Consider the following 17,351-nt stretch of genomic DNA (forward strand, 5'->3'; position numbering starts at 1 on the left):
GTCTTATCCAACACCTTTGCTCAACGAGTCATAATCTCTGGGACGTCACACTAGTGCGGATGATCGTCTTGCCTGTCTGTCGCTCCGTCGAGTTGAATGCGGCGACGGCATTAGCGAGGGTTGAGATGTTGCCGATGTTCGTCCGAAGGCGTCCGTCACGTATCCGACCTACCAAGCCACTGCGGCATAGCCTCCGGAACGGCCTAGCCTGGAGCAAGAGCATGTGCTCCGCGCACGTGTCCTTTTAATGCGAGATCAAAAGAACACGTAGCCTCACAAGCCATGGCTTGTGACGAAAAGTAAACAGATCACGCCGCCAATGAAACGGTTTCGGCTAAATGGTGAGTTCAATCAAAAGCGAAGATCAACTGCAAAGGAACACTATCGGGTTCGAATCTTTCCGGAATTCGGAAGTTCATACGCCCGCGGGAATGCGCCTTGCAGAACGGTCGCCGCAAGGGAGCATTTTGATTAGCCAACGCTGCCGACGCACACATATTTGACCTTGGTGATGGCCTCGATGCTGCAACGCAATCCTAAGTCGCCGAGACCGACGAGCTTGACTCTGCCGAACGGTGCTTCAGCCGTCGGTATAAGGCCTGTATTGATACCGGTCATGCCGGATTCCAAGGCCTCGGCAACGCGGAAAACACGAACCAGATCTGCCGCGCATGCCACTTGCCGCCCTTGACCACGCGCGCGCCTTTGAGAGGGCGTCATTCACATGCTCTTCGATCTTTTCGATCGCTGCCTTAACTTTGGTGCGAGATAGCCTTGATCAATGCCGCCTTACGCATCTGCGGCACCGGATAGGCGCGGCGGCTGTGGGAAAGGCAAAGGCCCACGAGGCTTTCAGCGATTTTCACCACCAGCGAAACAGGATCGACGATCGGGATATTAGGCACATCAAATCCGGACTTTTGCGTTCCCCCGGCGATCACCAGCACTTCGGCCTTACCGACCACATCCAGGACCTCGGCCCCGGGCCTCAACAGATGAATGCCGGCGCACTGCGAGTCGAGCGCATATTCGTGCACGAGTTTCTTAACGCGGGCATAATCCCGTTCTCCGGTGAGCACACTGAAATGAGCGCCAAGCGTAAGCGCATGCAGCATGGACGCACGGCCGGCGGTGACGACCGGAATATCCAGCAGCGAACGAAGTGCGTTGGCGCCGTAATCTCCAAAATCGGCGAGGCAGACTGCGTCGAAGCCTTCAGCCTGTGCGTCCTGTCCGGCGGCCATGATGGCGAGGTCGGCAAGCGCCCAGTCATGCGCGCCGATCGGCGGGCAGGAGGGATAGATGACACGGCGATGGACGGTTTCGGTGTCGGAATCGGTGACGCCGGTGACGATGACCTCATCGGCTAGGTCGAGGTCGGCGGGCGACAGTAGAAGAATGCGGGTCATTTTGGTCCTCCTCAAAGTCCGGCTGCAATCTTGCCCATTTCGGCCAGGCGTTTGGTTGCGATCTGCGAAGGGGAGGGGTAGGAAACGCGACTATGTGCGAGCTTCAGTTTGATCGCTGCATCGGCAAGCCGATAGGTCAATGGACCCGGATTGATGATCGGTACAGGCAGGCGCTCGGCGAGATAGGCATGTGCCTCGTGCATCGTGGTCGAGCCGAGGATAATCACATCGGCGCCGTCCTCCTCGATGCAGCGCATCGCCGCTTCGTAAAGCGCCGGGAAGAATTCGTCTTCCTTGCCAGCGAGCAGGCTCTGGTTATTCGGTTGCAGTCCGGCGGAACGTAGCGAGGCGCATTTGTGCTGCAGACCGAGCTCGGCGAGCGTCTTCGTATAGAGATGCCGCCAGCGATCCCACATGGCGAGGATCGAGAACTTTTCGCCAAGCGTTAGTGCCAGCAGCATGGAATGGCGGCCTGGGCCGATAACCGGAATATCGAGCACCGAACGCAGCGCCGACATGCCGGAATCGCTCATCGTATCAATGCAAACCGCGTCGTAACCCTCAGCCTGTGCCTGCAGTCCGGCTTCCAGAATACCGACATCGGCGAGCACCGAATCCTGCTGGCTGACATAATTGACCGGCGCGATGCGCACCGGCTTGAAATCGAACTCGATGCCCTCGCCAAGCCTGACCGCGTCGAGTTGTGCCTTACGCTTCGAAAGATTGTCCTCGTCCATCGGAAAGGGGACGATCACTAGAACCTTGGCCAAACTCAGATCCTCCACATCATTTCGTTTGTCTTGCGCTGCCCAGCAGCGCCGCGGCGCCTTCTCCGGCGAAACGCCCAAGAACAACGGCCGTCAGCAGGCCGTTGCCGCCGAGATAACCGTAAGAAGCCGGGCCGGAGAGACCACGTGCCGCGCCGCCGGCGGCAAAGAGATTGGGTAGCGCCGAACCATCCGACCGCAGCACGCGCGCTGATGCATCGACCATCAGGCCGCCCTGGGTGTGAAACAGCGCTCCTCGGACCCGAACCGCCAGAAAAGGCGCTTCGAGCGGCATCAAGTCGGTAAACTCCCGGCCGAACGGATCAGCCGAAAGGCCGCCGATCGCCGCGGAGACCTGGTCAAAACTCGCCTGCAGTGCTTCGTGTGGAACATCGATCTTGTCGGCGAGCTCGCCGATGCTATCCGCCGTTACGACCGAACCGCTTTCCAGCACGCGGTGATAATCCTGAAACGTCAGCGCCGGCTCTTCGCAGCGTTTGTCGTAGATCGTCCAAGCGGTGCCGTCGGGCTGGCTCAGCAATTCGGAGGCCTGCTCGGAATAACCGCTCATCTCGTTGGAAAAACGCCTGCCGGTCGAATTCACCTGGAAACCGCCGCGGATGACCAATGCCCAAGTGACGGGCAGGTCGGGACCGTCGGCCACGCAATGACCCTGATAGCCGCCAAGATCGGCTGTGGCCGCGCCGAGTTTTTCGCCCCAGCGCAGCGCGTCGCCCGTCGAGCCGTGATGGCCGCAAAAAACCGCATCCGCCATGCTGGGAATGTGTCGCGCGACGATGGAGGCATCCGCGCCATAACCGCCCGTTGCCAACACGACCGCGCCAGCACCCATCACCTTGTCTTTACCGTTGAGGCTATAGCCGACCGCCTCCACTCGGCCGTTTTCCGCCGACAACAGCTGCTGTACCAATGCGCCCGTGACGATCTGCGCACCGGCAGCCTGCGCGGCCCTGAGAAGATTGGCCTCCATCTCGACGCCGGTTCGGCTTTTCGGGACGTGATAACGATGGCGCGCATGCCCTGGATAAAGAATGTCGTCCAGCAGTTCAAAATGCACGCCGTGCCGGTCATGCAGCCATTCGACGGCGGGACCGGAAGCTTGTGCAACGGCACGGGCAAGATGCTCGTCGGTCTTGCCCTTGGCCTTCTTCATGATGTCGGCGAGGAAAAGCTGGGGCGTATCCTTGATGCCCTTCTCGCGCTGGAAACGCGTGCCGGCGCCCGGAAGCATGCCGAGTGTCATCGCCGTGTTGCCAGCCGGCTCCGTGTCGCGCTCCAGCACAATGACGGAAAGACCAGCTTCACAGGCGGCAAGCGCGGCGCAAAGGCCGGCTGCGCCAGCGCCTATGATGACGATGTCGGCCTTGTCACCTGCGCTGTTCATGCGGTGGTCCAGATTGTGTATCCGGAAATCAGCTTTCCGGAAATGGTGAAGCGTTCGATGAAGCGGGCGGAACCGGCCCTACCTTCGGCAAACACCAGCACGTTCTCGTCGTTGACGGATTCGTCGAAGCGAACATAGACCCGACCGGCTGCGGCGTTCATCAGCCCGGCGAGATTGATCGTGGCACCTTTGGTATCCGTGGCGGTAAATTCTGGCGTGAGAAATGCGGACGCCTTCGCCGCATCGCCACTTGCGAGCGCCTTCGCAAAGTCGGCGACGAAATCCGTTGCCGGCGGGAGTGGCGGACCAGGCACTCGCGGAATCCCGCCGCGGGCATAGGAGCTCGGGCTTACTTCACGGATGACGGTGATCGTGCCTTCCGGCACCGCCGCGATCACAGAGCGCACCACGCGCGCCATGCCCTTCATCAGACGCGCTTTCGTCTCCGCGTCATATCCTTCGATCAGCGTGGTCTCGATAACGGGCATGATATCCTCCGATTGTTTGGCTCAGCCGAGCTCGGCGCAGATTTCGGCAATGGTGGCGACGCGGGCGACTGGTTTCAGCGCCTCGATCGCGACGTTATGGGTGGCTTGCGAAAAGGCGGCGCAGCCGTCGGAAAGCACGGTCGTGTCGAAATCCCGGACATGCGCGTCGCGGACCGTGGAAGCGACGCCACCATTGGTGACGATGCCGCCGACAAGCAGGCGCTCGATGCCGCATTTCTTCAAAACCCATTCGAGTCGCGTCATGTAGAAGGAGGAATATGCAACTTTCTCCACCACCAGATCGGCCGGCGCCAGCGTGTCAACCAGGCTGTTGCCCCAGCTTCCGGGCGCGAAGTCACCCTTGCCGAGGAAGGGGCGCAGTTCCTTCAGATGCGGCGAGATAATCGGCTCGCCGCCTTTGGCCGGCACTAGCGTGAACTGTGCCGAGATCACCCAACCGCCTTTGGCGCGCAGGAGGTCGACCAGCGGCTTGATCCTTTCCGGAAGGGCTGCGATCTCCTGTGCGCCTTGGCCGGCGCGCCCATAAGCCCCATTCGGGGCCAGGAAATCGTTGGTGAGATCGACGATGATCAGACCAGTTTTCTCAACCGGAATGGCGGACTTGCTCATCCCTTCCGCTCCATGATCACGTTGCCGAAGTCGTCGACGCGAGCCATGAGGTCTGGATCGACCAATACGGTCGCGTCCGGCTGTTCGAGGATGGCCGGTCCTTGGATCACCGCGCCAACCGGCAGTTCGAGGCGAGCATAGATCGCCGTGTCATGCCAACCGCCATCGAACCAGACGGGGCGGTTGCCGCGCTTCGCCTGTTCCACGGTCGTACCCGGTTCCGGAGCCAGTGCCCCGAGGCTGAAATGCGGCCGGCGACCGATCGCCGAGGTTCGCAGGTTGACGATCTTGGCCTGGAGGCCCGGTAGCAGCCGGCTGAATGATGACTGATATGCCGCATCGAATGCGGCCTGGACAATCTCGCGGGTTACGCCTGTCGAGCCATTTTCGACCGTCACCGGCAGCGGCACGGAAACCGTGTGAGTCTGGCCGACATAGTGCATGTCGAGTTCGAAAATGACATCGATACGCTCTATCTGCAGGCCGGCTTCCTCAACGATCTGACGGGCGGCTTCCGCCTCCGCCACCATACGCTTGTCGAGGACTTCGGTGTCGAGTGCCGCGACCGTCAGGTTGACGGTCTGCACCTGGTCGTGGCGAATGTCGGCTATGACGCAGCCGAGCGCCGAGGTGACGCCCGGAAAACGCGGCACGAGTGCGGCCTGCAGGCCGACATCCTTTATCAATGAGCCGGCATGCAGTGCGCCGCCGCCGCCGAACGGTACGGCAACGAATTTCGCCGGATCATGGCCGCGTTCGATGGAAACGAGGCGGATGGCGCCGGCCATCCGCCCGTCGGCGATCTTTACGATCGCTTCGGCGGATTCCATCACACCGAGGCCGGTAGGCTTGGCCACATGTTCCTCGATGGCCTTCTTGGCGGCTTCGACGTCGAGACGCGCGAGCTTGCCGCCGATTGGGCGGTCGGCATTGATGCGGCCGAGCACGATATTGGCGTCGGTCAGCGTCGGGCGCGTATTGCCCTGCCCATAAGCGACCGGGCCGGGGCGCGAGCCGGCGCTTTCCGGCCCGACCTGCAACAGTCCGCCAGCATCCACATGGGCGATCGAACCGCCGCCGGCGCCGATCGTGGTGATTTCGATCATCGGCGTGCGGATGACGAGGCCGAAGTCGATCGTTGTCTGGGCAGCAAGGGAGGTCTCGCCCTCGACGACCAGCGAAACGTCGAAGGACGTGCCGCCGAGATCGCCGGTGATGATGTTCGGGAAACCAGCCGCCTTGGAGATTGCCGCCGCAGCGATGACGCCGGCCGCGGGACCGGACAGGGCTGTGCGCACCGGCAGGCGACGTGCTGTCTCCGTCGACATGACGCCACCGTTCGACTGGACGATGTGGAATCGTCCGCTAAAGGCTTCGCTTTTCAGCGCATCCGTCAGCTTGCGAAGATACCCGCCGACGACTGGCTGCAGATAGGCATTAAGCGCCGTAGTGGAGGTGCGTTCGAATTCGCGGATCTCGGGCAGGATCTGTGAAGAGCACGCGACGTTCTCGTTCGGCCAGACCGATTGGGCGGCGTCCAGCGCTACGAGTTCGTTGGCCGGGTTGGCATAGGCGTTGATGAAAACAATGGCGAGCGCCTCGGCACCCGCAGCGAGCGCACGGCGGGCGGCGGCCTTGACTTCTTCCGGATCGAGCGTTTTGCGAACGGTACCATCCGCCAGAATACGTTCGTTCACTTCGAAACGCAGGTCCCGTTCGATCACGGGTACGAAGTCGCCCCATAGACCCCAGGTATTCAGCCGGTCGCGGCGTCGCATTTCCAAAACGTCGCGGAAACCGGTCGTAGTGATGAGCGCAGTGCAGGCGCCCTTGCGCTCCAGAAGTGCATTGGTACCAACCGTCGTGCCGTGCACGATAGAGCCGAGTTCAGCGATCGAGCCGAAGGTCTTCAGGCCTTCGAGGAAGCCGATCGCCTCATCGCCGCGGTTGGAGGAAACCTTGGCGGTCCGGAAACGGCCGGTCGCAGCGTCGTGGAAAAAGAGGTCGGTGAACGTACCGCCGACATCGACGCCGACGACGGAGGCGCCGCCCGTCTTTACGTTGGTGTTCATGCGGCAGCTCCTTCACGCAGTTTCATCGTCGCAGTCATATCGATATTGCCTGCGGCATCGGTTTCGACGCCGTAGATCTCGCGGGCTGCTTCACGGCTGACGAAGCCGAGGCGGACGTCGCGGGCCACCTTTTCGGCAGGCCGCGTCTTCGGATTGCCGAAACCGCCGCCGCCGGGGGCTTCGATGCGCACGCGCTGGCCGGGCTTGATGCGGACATCCGCGACCTTGGAGGCAAGCGGTGGCGAGTGTTCGCCGTCATCAGCCTGCCAGGTGAAGCGGTTGAGCGCCGCTTCCCCGCCGCCGGCGACGCCGAAGGGCGCGTAGACGCCGCGTTCGCCGAGCAGGAAGACATCCGCGTCGGTCATGGCCTCGACCTCGTAGATCGCGCCGACACCGCCGCGGTGATAACCGGCACCGGCCGAATCCGGCCGCAGCGCCCATTGGGTGAAGAGCACCGGATAGGAGGCTTCCATGATTTCTGCCGGCGGAATGGTCGCCATGGAGATCGGGTTGTTGGCGTGGTTCAAGCCGTCGCTTTCGGGATTGCCGCCAAGGCCGCCACCGAAGAAGGAGAACATCACGTAACGCGAACCGTCATCGCGGTAACCGGCGATGGAAAGCGCATTGATCGTGCCGAACGGGCCAGCTGTGGCGCGGGCGGGATCGGCCTGCGCAAGCGCGCCGAACACGACGCCGATGACGCGCAGGATGGTTTCCGTATACCCGCCGACCGGCTTCGGCGGCTTGACGCCAAGCAGCGTGGTTTCCGGAATGACGAACTCGATCGGCCGCAGGCAGCCGGCATTGGCCGGCACGCTGGTGAAGACATGCTTCAGCGCCACGTAGCAGCAGGCGGCCGCCGTCGAATAGGCGATGTTGAGCGGTCCGGCGCAGGGGCCGGAGGAGCGGGAGAAGTCCAGCACCATCTCATCGCCCCTGATCGTCAGGTCGAGCGCGATGGTGAGTTTGTCCGGCGTGATCCCGTCATTGTCGAGATAGTCTTCGAAGACATATGTGCCATCCGGCAGGGCGCGGATTTCCTCGCGCATCATTGCTTCGGCGCGGTTCGAAAAGGCCTCGAACGCTGCCTCCACCGTGTCGTTGCCATAGCTGTCCAGTAGCTCGCCGAGCCTTCGTTCGCCAAGGTCGAGCGCGTTCAGCTGACCGTTCAGGTCGCCGTAGTTGGATAGCGGCACTCGCGAATTGGCAGAAAGGATCTCGACAATGTCGTTGTTGATGACGCCCTTGGTGAAGAGCTTGACGACCGGGATGCGCACGCCTTCCTGGAAACTTTCCGTTGCCTTGGCGTTGAAGCCTCCTGGCACATTGCCGCCGATATCCAGCCAGTGGCCGACCGAGGCGATCCAGCAATAGAGCTTGTCGTCGCGGAAAACCGGCCTCACGAGCCGGAAGTCGTTCAGATGTGTACCGCCGGCATAGGGATCGTTGAAGAGGAAAGTATCGCCCGGCGAAAGATTGCCATCTCGGGCCACCTTCTCGATGACCGCTTTCACCGCAAAGGCCATGGCGCCCACGAAAATCGGCAGACCTCGCGTGCCCTGAACGAGCGTCGCGCCGGTTTCCGCGTGGTAGAGACCGTGGCAGGCGTCGCGCGCTTCGGCGATGATAGGGTTGAACGCGGAGCGATATAGCGTCGCGTCCATCTCGTCGGCGATCTGTTCCAGCCGTCCATTGAGGATGGCGAGTGTTACGGGATCGAGCGTTTTCGTGGTCATGCTGCATTGCCCTTCTTGGAGGCGCCCTTCGGTGGAACGAAGGTTTCGTACTCGCGCCCGGCTTGAAGCATTTCCGGCGTTCCGATCAGTTCATTCAGGTCGTTGAACTGGAACATCCGGTCGCGGAAGGGCTCATTGCTGCCATTGGCCTGGAGCGAATGATAGTAATCCTGTGCGGTGCGGGCGATGGCCCGTACGATGCCGCCTGGGAAGATGACAATCTTGAAGCCGAGTGCGCCGAGTTCGCCTGCTGTCATCATCGGCGTATTGCCGCCTTCCACCATGTTGGCGAGCAGCGGCAAACGGTGGCCGAGTGCCTTGCAGACGGCTTCCAACTGCTGCTGCGAGCGGGGGGCTTCGACGAACAGCACGTCTGCGCCGGCATCGGCATAATGCGAAGCGCGTTCGATCGCCGCTTCGAAGCCTTCGACGGCGACGGCATCCGTGCGGGCGATAATCAGGGTTTCTTCCGTTGTCCGGGCATCAACGGCCGCCTTGATCTTGCCGGCCATTTCGGATGCCGAGATCAGCGATTTGTCCTGAAGATGGCCGCAACGCTTCGGCAGCGTCTGGTCTTCAAGCTGGATGGCACTGGCGCCAGCCCGTTCGAAGGTCTTGACGGTCCGCAGGACATTCAGCGCATTGCCGTAACCATTGTCGGCATCGACGATGACCGGCGTCTCGACACGGTGGCGCACGAGTTCGATCACATCGGCGACTTCCGTCATCGAGACGAGGCCGATGTCCGGACGACCCAGCCTGGTGTAGGCGATCGCCGCGCCGGAGAGATAAAGCGCATCAAAGCCGGCATCGGTTGCGATGGAACTCGTCAGGGCGTCGTAGATCCCAGGGGCCACGATCGGGCCGGGCCGGGACAGGAGAGTTTTCAAGGTCATTTCAGGCTTCCTTGATCGCAGGCTGGGCAAGCAGGTTGTTGAGGCCTTTCAGGTCCGGCGCCGTTTCGATCGTTTCAATGGCATTCAGAATGCGATCGGCATGGGCCTTGCCCCAGACCGGGACGGCAAGCTCGAAGAACTTCGCGCGGACCTCATCCGGGGTGTAGGGATCGACCGCATCGCCGCGATTGGTCATGGTCTCCGCAGCCAGCACGCGGCCGTCGGCGAGGCGGATGGTCAGGTGCGCCGGGCGTTTGTCCGGCAGCATGGCGGTGTATTCCAGTTTTTCGCGGACCGAGACCTTGCGGGCCAGCGCGCGGATCGTCTCGTTGTCGACAGAGGCTTGGCGGAAAGCCGGCACGGAGGCTTCGCCGTTGATGATCGTCGTGGCGACCGCGAACGGCAGCGAGAACTTTGCCGCCAGCATGTTGGAGGGTTCGAGACTGTCTAGCTGTGCCGCGTAGGCATAGGTCTCGACCTCGATCGAAGCGATGTCTTCAGGCGCGATCCTGCCGTGGGCCGTGATCAGCGACCGGACGACATCGAGCGAACCATGGGTAAAGCGGCAGGCGGCGTGGCGCTTGAAATAGTTGCGCTGGATCTCGTAACGACTACCGAGTTCATCCGCCATCATTTCCGGCTTGAAACCCTCGGCGAGGATGCCGCTATAAACGGTGCAGACAGAGTCGATCTCACCCTTGAAGCCGGAAGCGACCATATCCCAGGCCATCATGCCGTTGCGGTTGGAAAAACCGCAGAAGCTGTTGCGCACGGTGGCGCCTTCCAACATTGCGCGCAGGCTGGCGCCGACGCTGAGTGTCGCGGAAACATTGACCGTCTCGATCAGAGCTTCCTCGTCGGCTCCGTCAAGCAGGGCGGTCGCAAAAGCCGCGCCGATCGTTCCCCATGTTCCATGTGGATGAACGGTGGGGCGCAGGCGGCAGGCAGCCCCCGCCCGCGCGCCCACTTCGTAACCGAGGATGAAGGCGGTCATGAAATCCCTGCCGCTCTTGCCACCGGCAAGCGCGGTCGACAATGCCGCCGGCAGAACATGTATGCCGGGATGGCCGCGTGCGAACGAGTTGCCTTCATCCAGCTCCAGTGCGGTGCCGGCTGTACCGTTGATGAAAGCCGCATCGTCGCCGCGCAGCGAAATGCCGGCACCGACAGCCGCTACGTCGCCGCGACCGCGTTTGGCGAGGCGTCCTGCGAGTTTCAGCAGTTCCGGCTCCTGCATGCCGGATGCCATGGCGCCGATGCAATCGAGCAGAACAAGTTTTGTCTGGGCGACCAGTTCCGGCTGGAGCTTGTCGAAGCCCAGCGTCACGCCGAAACGGCCCCATCGAGTCAGCCAGTCAGGCCGGGGTTCGGCCAGAAGCACGGATGCGGGAACGATGCCCGGAGTAATGATGTTTCGGGTAACGATGGTCATGATCGTGTCCTCCTCATTCTAACCCGGGCTAAAGCCCGAGATAGGCCCGCTTCAGTTCCGGATTGGCGGAAATTTCCGCCGCCGTGCCGGACATTGTGATCGTGCCGTTCTCGACGATGTAGGCGCGTGAGGCGATCTCCAGCGACTGAACGACGTTCTGCTCCACCAGCATGACCGGCAGGCCGTCCTGGTTCAGCCGGCGCACGAGGTTGAACATCTCCTCGACCAGCAGCGGCGAAAGGCCGAGCGAGGGTTCGTCGAGGATCAGAAGTTTCGGTTCGGCCATCATGCCGCGACCGATTGCCAGCATCTGCTGCTCGCCTCCGGAAAGCGTGCCGGCTGCCTGGCCCGTGCGCTCCTTGAGGCGCGGGAAGGTGGCGAAGACGTTTTCCAGATTGCGGGTGCGGTTCTTCTTGCCGCGGCGATAGCTGCCGAGCTCGATATTTTCGAGCACGGTCATGTTTGGGAAGATCTTGCGGCCTTCCGGCACATGGATCAGGCCCGCATCAACTGCAGCCGTCGACGAGCCACTGAGGGGGACACCGTCGAAGACAATGCGTCCTGCCGTTACCGGCAGGACGCCAGACAGCGCCTTGTTCAGCGTCGTCTTGCCGACGCCGTTGGCACCTAGGACCGCAACGATCTCACCTTTGCTGACGGAAATGTCGATGCCGCGCAGCACCTCGACGGCGCCATAGCCGGCGCGAAGGCCTTTGACTTCAAGCATTCGGGCCTCCCGTATTCTCTGCGCTCTGGCGTGCAATCCGCTCTGCGGAACCCTTGCCAAGGTAGGCCTCGATCACGGCTTGGTCGTTGCAGACCACCGTCGGCGTGCCCTCCGCGATCATCTTGCCCTGGGCCAGCACGTAGACGTGTTCGCACAGGTTCATCACCGCCTGCATCACGTGTTCGATCATCAGGATGGTGACACCGCTACTACGGATCGTGCGGATGACCGGGATGATGTCGCGGATTTCCGAAGGGTTGAGACCCGCGAGCACTTCATCAAGCAGCAGGATCTTCGGTTCGGTGGCGAGCGCACGCGCCAACTCCAGCCGCTTACGACCGGCGACCGTCAGGCTCGCGGCGGATTTTTCCAGGTCCTTTTCAAGGCCGACCTGGCGGGCGACTTCACGGGCTTTTTCGACGGCATCGGAAGGCTTTGCATGCCGAAGATAAGCGCCAACAGTGATGTTTTCATGCACGTTGAGACCCGCAAAGGGCTGCACGATCTGGAATGTGCGGGCAATACCGGAGATGGCGCGCCTGTGGGGTTGCTCGGTGGTGATGTCCTTGCCGTAAAGCGAGATCGCGCCTTCCGTCGGCTTCAGGAAGCCGGCGATGATGGCAAACAGGGTGGTCTTGCCGGCGCCGTTCGGGCCGATCAGACCGGTGATCGAGCCTTCTCTGACGTCCAGCGAGGCATTGTTGACGGCGATGAGGCCGCCGAAACGCATGGTGGCGTTCTCAACCTTAAGCATCACGCACCTCCCTTCGAGGAAAAGCGGTCGGCCAGTTTCTTGAGAAGGCCGAGGATACCGCTGGAGGCAAAGGCAATCACGACGATCAGCACGATGGCGAAGACGATCAGGTCTATGCCGGGTACGCGGCCCGCAAAGCTCTTAGTGATTTCGCCAAGGCCGTGCAGCGTGAAGGCGCCAATCAGAGGCCCAAGCACCATCCCGCGGCCGCCGACCATCGGTGCAAGCAACGCCTCGATCGAAATCCAAATACCGAAGGCGATACCGGCGTCGATATAAAGAAAATATTGGACGTAGAGCACGCCGGCCGCCGCCGTCATGGCGCCGGAAAGGCTGATGGCCTTCAGTTTGACGGTCAGCACATCGACGCCGAGCGCCTTGGCCGCGTCCTCGTTCTCGCGTACGGCGACGAGATGTGCGCCGAAGCGGGAATTGACGATCTTCTGGGTGATGACGAGACTGGCGAGCACGAAGGCGAGCGCCAGCAGCATGAAGGTCGGGCGGCTGGAGAACTGCATGTTGGCGAAGCCCAGATCGAGCTTCAGCAGCAGGCCGGCCGCTCCACCCGTCAGTTCCGAGGCATTGGCGAGCACGCGCAGCAGTTCTGCGAATGCGAGCGTCACCAGTGCGAAATATGATCCGCGAAGGCCTGCACGGAAACTAAGGAAACCGACGATCAGGCCAGCCAGCGCGCCGGCGGCAATCGCTGCGACCAGCGAGAGCCAGGCATTCACGCCGAGATGAGTCTGGAGCATCGAGGCGGTATAAGCGCCGATGCCGAAGAACATCGAATGACCGAAGGAGGTCTGTCCGCCGATGCCGCCGAGCAGGTTCCAGCCCTGCGCGGCAAGCGCGATAATCAGTACCAGAACGGTGAAGTTGAAGAACGAATTCGACGAGATCACCAGCGGGGTTGCCGCGATAAGCAGGGTGACCAGGATGATGGGAAGATAACCGCGTCCGATCATGCTTTGGCTCCGAACAGGCCGGTCGGACGCAGGAGCAGGACCAGAATGAAGATGATGAAGATGCCGATCTGACCGAGGCTTTCCCCGAGCAGCAAGCCGCTCACACTCTCCACCATGCCGATGATCAGGCCGCCGGCCATGGCGCCTGGAATGGAGCCCATGCCGCCGAGTACCACGACGGTGAAGGCGATGTTGACGAAAGCGCCGCCGATGCGCGGATTAACGTAGAAGGTCGGCATCAGCAGGCTTGCCGCAACGGCGAGCGCCGCGCAGCCCAATCCGAAGGTGATGGCGTAGATATGCCCTACATTGATGCCGACGAGATTGGCGCCGAGCTTTTCACGCGCCACGGCGCGGATTGCCTTGCCGGTGTCCGTGCGGCTCATCAGCAGCCAGAACAGGATTGCCACCACCAGCGAACCGGCTGCACCGACGAGGCGGGCACTCGACAGTAGAAACGGGCCGGCCTCGACGATCGCAAACGAGAAATCCGAGGGGATCGAGCGGGTATCCGAGCCAAATCCGGCCAGCAACGCGTTTTCGATCAGGATGGAAATGCCAAGCGTGATGAGCAGGATATTGCCATCGTCACCATGCGCTGCCGGGCCGATAACGAAGCGCTGCACCACATAACCAAGAACGAAGAATGCGGGCGTGACGATCGGGATCGCCCAGTATGTATCGATTCCGAAAGCGGCATTCAGGCCCCAGACGGCGAACATGGCAGCCGCGAGCGTTGCTCCATGCGCAAAATTGATGATGTGAAGCACACCGTAGACCAGTGTCAGACCAAGGGCGACCAGCGCATAGATCGCGCCGGTCAAAAGCCCGTTGATCATCGCTTCGATGATGATGGTAGGAGAAAACATGCTCTATCCCGCGTCATTCGGCCGGCAATCGCCCGCGCCCGCGTAACGGCAGGCCCGGGCATCGACTGGATGGCGATCAGCCGTTGGCCGGGAACTTCGGCTTGGCGTTCGCGAAGGTTTCCGGGAAGACGACCTTGATGTCACCGCCCTGAACCTGGGTCGAAACCGGAGCTGCGCCCATGTTCTGGCCGTTTTCGAACTTGGTTGCGCCGTAAGGCATCAGGTGGCCGGCAAAGGTCGAGGTGCCGAGTGCCTCGATGATCTTCTTGCGGTCGCCCGAAGCGGCACGCTCGATCGCATCGGCAAGGAGGCCGACGCATGAATAGTTGAGCGGGACGTTGTAGTTGTAGATCTTGCCGGCGGCTTCCACACGCTTCTGCAGTGCGACGGCCTTTTCGTTGCGCGGGTCGTGCCAGTGGTTGCAGTCCATGACGTTTTCGGCTGCTTCCGGGAACTCCTTGACGAAGCGGCGGTTGGAGGCCGCGCCGTTCAGCACGCTGTAGACTCCCTTCGGGCGAACGCGCTGCTGTTGCATGGTGCGGGCCAGAAGCACGGTCTCACCATAATAGGTGCTCGGGATGACGAGATCGGGGTTGAGCGAACGCAGGCGCAGGACGACGTTGGAAAGATCGCGCGAAGGGGTCGGAACAGCGATCAGTTCGAGGATTTCGAAACCGTATTTCGGCAGTTCGGCAGCCATCAGCTTGGCGAGACCCGAGCCGAACAGGCCGTCTTCGTGCACGAGGGCGACGGTCTTGGCTGCCTTGCCGGAAGCCTCGTTGATCTTGACGAGGTTCTGGATCGCGGCGCCCGTGCAAAGCGAGAAGCCCGGTGCGAAGCGGAACGTGTTCTTCAGGCCGCGCTGGATGATCTGATCGGTCACGCCGACATCGACGATATAGGGCAGGTCGTAGCGAGCAGCAGCCTGCGAACCGGCAAGGCAGATCGGACTGGCGAAACCGCCGATTATCGCCGAAACGCCGGCTTCCTGCATGCGCTCGACTTCCTGCGTGCCGGCTTCCGGCGTGGAGCGCGCATCACCGAAGACCATTTCGATCTTGGCGCCGCCGAGCGACTTGATACCGCCGGCCTTGTTGATGTCCTCGATGGCGAGTTCGGCGCCCATGCGGCCGTATTCACCATCCTGAGCCAATGCACCGGTGACCGGCTGCAGAATGCCGACCTTTATCGGTGAGGGTTCGGCACCACGGACGATTGCCGGGGCGGCCATGGTTGCGAGGGCGGCTGCGCCACCCTTCAGGGCTGTTCTGCGGTTCAATGTCGTATCGATAAATTTCATGGTTTTGTTCTCCTCTGAGGGGGCGGCCGCTTGGTGCGGGTATTCTTCTTGTTTTCGTTGTTCTGTTCCGATGCGCGCACGGCATCGGCAGGTGTCCAGCGCCGGGCGCCATCGGCTCCGGTGCGTTCGAGATCCATATGGAAAGAGTAGCGATCCGGCCGGTAGAGCGCCTGAAGGTGCTCGATGCCGCGGCCGGAAGGCTCGAAGACGACACGCGTCATCGACAGAAGTGCCGCGCCGATATCGAGGTCAAGCGCGCCGGCCGCTTCCGGCCCGGCCAGCGTCGCGCCGATCACCTGTGTCGCCCGCTCGGCGACGAGGCCGGAGCGTTCCAGCAGTTCCAGCAGTGGCGTCGAGGCGAGATCGGCTTCCGAATAGGACATGCCGATCCGCTCCGGCACGTGGGTGACGAGATAGGAAAACGGCTGGCCATCGATGAGGCGGACACGAACGGACCGCTGCAGCCGTTCGCCGGGATCGAGCCGTAGCTCTTCCGCCATAGCCGGCGTCGCGTTGACATAGGCAAACGAAATCAGCCGTACGCCCGTCTTGCGGCCCATTTCGACGAGGTGGGTTAGCACGTTCGAGAAGTCTGCGACGACCGGCATGCTGGTCTTGCCCCCGCTGACGAAGGTGCCGGACCCTGGCCGCCGTTCGATCATGCCGTCGCTGGCGAGCTTGTCGAGCGCGCGCCGCACGGTGACGCGTGAAACACCATGTTCCTGCGCCAGCGCCGGCTCGCTCGGCAGGCGCTCGTCGATCGCCACTTCTCCGCGCAGGATTTGTTCCCGCAGCAAGAGGTAGAGTCGTCTCGCCTTCAGAGGTTCCATGGTCGAAGACATTGTAGCGTTCCCGATTGTCTTTTTTATAAGACATTTAGTTGTCTTATAGACAATACAGATTTGATGCCGTGTCAACCGTCTTCATTAAAGAATGCGGCTGAGATCCGGATATATTAGCAGGGGCCGGCCGATCGCGACGAAATCGGCCTTGCCGGTCGACAGGATGGCCTCGACGTCGGCTAGGTTGTTGATGCCTCCCACAGCGATCACCGGAATGGAAAGAGCGCTGCGGATGATCTCGGCGCAGGCGAGGGATTCGACCAGTGGCATTGTCTGCGCAGCCGGTGGCACAAGGCCGCCGGCGGAAACATGCACGGCATCGAGCCCGTGGCCGGCAAGGTAAGACAGCGCCCGTGCCGCCATCTCGGGCGTCAGGCCACTGTCTGCATTGTCGCTGGCGCTGATGCGCATGGTGACGACCGGTTGCGGCCCGAGTTCGTCCCGGACGGCACGGATGATGCGGGCAGGCAGTACAGCGCGGCGGTCTTCATCTCCGCCGTATTCGTCGTCACGGCGATTGCTGAGCGGCGACAGGAACTGGTGTAGAAGATAGCCGTGTGCGGCATGCAACTCGACACCTGCAAAGCCGCTGTCGATGGCTCGACGTGCGGCGATGCGAAAGTCGGCGATCAGTTTTTCGATGTCGGCTTCCGTCATCGCCTGCGGCATGCCGTAGCGCTCGTCATAGGCGACCGCGCTCGGTGCCAGCAGCGGCCCGCCGCCATAGGGCCGGGACTTGCGACCGCCATGGCTGAGTTGCACCAGCGCCGGGGCGCCCTCCGCCTTTACCGCCGCTGCGATCTTTGAAAGAGCAAGCGCGTGGGCTTGGGAGAAAATGCCGATATCGTCGCCCATCAGCCGGCCCTCCGGCGAAATCGCCGTCGATTCCAGGATGACCAGGCCGACACCGCCGCGGGCGCGGCGCGCATAATGGTTGACGTGATAATCGGTCGCGAAGCCTTCCGCCGTGCCTTCGTACCGCTGCATCGGCGGCATGACGATGCGATTTGCCAATGTCAGGGAACCGATGCGACCGGGCGAGAAGGCGAGCGTCAC

The 17,351-nt window shown here is 62.0% G+C and carries 16 protein-coding genes and 1 pseudogene; all 17 read right to left on the reverse strand.

Annotated elements, in window-relative coordinates; genetic code table 11:
- Positions 1–471: 471 nt before the first annotated feature.
- Positions 472–669: pseudogene (locus tag JL39_RS00005) on the reverse strand (aldehyde dehydrogenase family protein); the annotation flags it as partial.
- 83 nt (positions 670–752) lie between these two features.
- Entirely contained in the window at positions 753–1,409 is a 657-nt protein-coding gene (locus tag JL39_RS00010) for an aspartate/glutamate racemase family protein (RefSeq protein WP_037144924.1), read from the reverse strand.
- Between the two features lie 11 nt (positions 1,410–1,420).
- Positions 1,421–2,179, reverse strand: a complete 759-nt coding sequence (locus tag JL39_RS00015) for an aspartate/glutamate racemase family protein (protein WP_037145899.1) — start codon at positions 2,177–2,179, stop codon at positions 1,421–1,423.
- A gap of 16 nt (positions 2,180–2,195) precedes the next feature.
- Positions 2,196–3,581, reverse strand: coding sequence for an FAD-dependent oxidoreductase (locus JL39_RS00020; RefSeq protein WP_037144927.1), 1,386 nt, complete (start codon positions 3,579–3,581; stop codon positions 2,196–2,198).
- Positions 3,578–4,069: a hypothetical protein gene (locus tag JL39_RS30345; protein ID WP_052182546.1), complete on the reverse strand. Its 492-nt coding sequence runs from the start codon at positions 4,067–4,069 to the stop codon at positions 3,578–3,580. The genes JL39_RS00020 and JL39_RS30345 overlap by 4 nt, the downstream gene beginning before the upstream one ends.
- A 21-nt stretch (positions 4,070–4,090) precedes the next feature.
- Positions 4,091–4,699 carry a cysteine hydrolase gene (locus tag JL39_RS00030; protein ID WP_037144930.1) on the reverse strand — a complete coding sequence of 203 codons (609 nt, stop codon included), beginning with the start codon at positions 4,697–4,699 and terminating at the stop codon, positions 4,091–4,093.
- Positions 4,696–6,771 (reverse strand): hydantoinase/oxoprolinase family protein, encoded by a 2,076-nt coding sequence (locus tag JL39_RS00035; RefSeq protein WP_037144933.1) that lies wholly within the window; start codon positions 6,769–6,771, stop codon positions 4,696–4,698. The genes JL39_RS00030 and JL39_RS00035 overlap by 4 nt, the downstream gene beginning before the upstream one ends.
- Positions 6,768–8,507: a hydantoinase B/oxoprolinase family protein gene (locus JL39_RS00040; RefSeq protein ID WP_037144954.1), complete on the reverse strand. Its 1,740-nt coding sequence runs from the start codon at positions 8,505–8,507 to the stop codon at positions 6,768–6,770. Before JL39_RS00040 ends, JL39_RS00035 begins: the two co-directional genes overlap by 4 nt.
- On the reverse strand, positions 8,504–9,403 hold the full coding sequence (locus JL39_RS00045; RefSeq protein WP_037144960.1) for an oxaloacetate decarboxylase: 900 nt from the start codon (positions 9,401–9,403) through the stop codon (positions 8,504–8,506). Before JL39_RS00045 ends, JL39_RS00040 begins: the two co-directional genes overlap by 4 nt.
- Before the next feature lies 1 nt (position 9,404).
- The gene (locus tag JL39_RS00050) at positions 9,405–10,835 is read right to left on the reverse strand and encodes an MmgE/PrpD family protein (protein WP_037144962.1); all 1,431 of its coding nucleotides are present in this window, start codon (positions 10,833–10,835) and stop codon (positions 9,405–9,407) included.
- Positions 10,836–10,863: 28 nt separating this feature from the next.
- On the reverse strand, positions 10,864–11,562 hold the full coding sequence (locus JL39_RS00055; RefSeq protein ID WP_037144968.1) for an ABC transporter ATP-binding protein: 699 nt from the start codon (positions 11,560–11,562) through the stop codon (positions 10,864–10,866).
- Positions 11,555–12,316 (reverse strand): ABC transporter ATP-binding protein, encoded by a 762-nt coding sequence (locus tag JL39_RS00060; RefSeq protein ID WP_037144970.1) that lies wholly within the window; start codon positions 12,314–12,316, stop codon positions 11,555–11,557. Before JL39_RS00060 ends, JL39_RS00055 begins: the two co-directional genes overlap by 8 nt.
- Positions 12,316–13,284: a branched-chain amino acid ABC transporter permease gene (locus JL39_RS00065; RefSeq protein ID WP_037144972.1), complete on the reverse strand. Its 969-nt coding sequence runs from the start codon at positions 13,282–13,284 to the stop codon at positions 12,316–12,318. Before JL39_RS00065 ends, JL39_RS00060 begins: the two co-directional genes overlap by 1 nt.
- Entirely contained in the window at positions 13,281–14,153 is an 873-nt protein-coding gene (locus tag JL39_RS00070) for a branched-chain amino acid ABC transporter permease (RefSeq protein ID WP_037144974.1), read from the reverse strand. The genes JL39_RS00065 and JL39_RS00070 overlap by 4 nt, the downstream gene beginning before the upstream one ends.
- 76 nt (positions 14,154–14,229) lie before the next feature.
- Positions 14,230–15,453, reverse strand: coding sequence for an ABC transporter substrate-binding protein (locus tag JL39_RS00075; RefSeq protein WP_037144985.1), 1,224 nt, complete (start codon positions 15,451–15,453; stop codon positions 14,230–14,232).
- A complete protein-coding gene (locus JL39_RS00080) occupies positions 15,450–16,295 on the reverse strand; it encodes a GntR family transcriptional regulator (protein ID WP_037144988.1) in 846 nt (281 codons plus the stop codon). The genes JL39_RS00075 and JL39_RS00080 overlap by 4 nt, the downstream gene beginning before the upstream one ends.
- Positions 16,296–16,379: 84 nt before the next feature.
- Positions 16,380–17,351, reverse strand: a complete 972-nt coding sequence (locus JL39_RS00085; protein WP_037144990.1) for a nitronate monooxygenase — start codon at positions 17,349–17,351, stop codon at positions 16,380–16,382.

Source organism: Rhizobium sp. YS-1r (assembly GCF_000757525.1).
Classification (GTDB): domain Bacteria; phylum Pseudomonadota; class Alphaproteobacteria; order Rhizobiales; family Rhizobiaceae; genus Neorhizobium; species Neorhizobium petrolearium.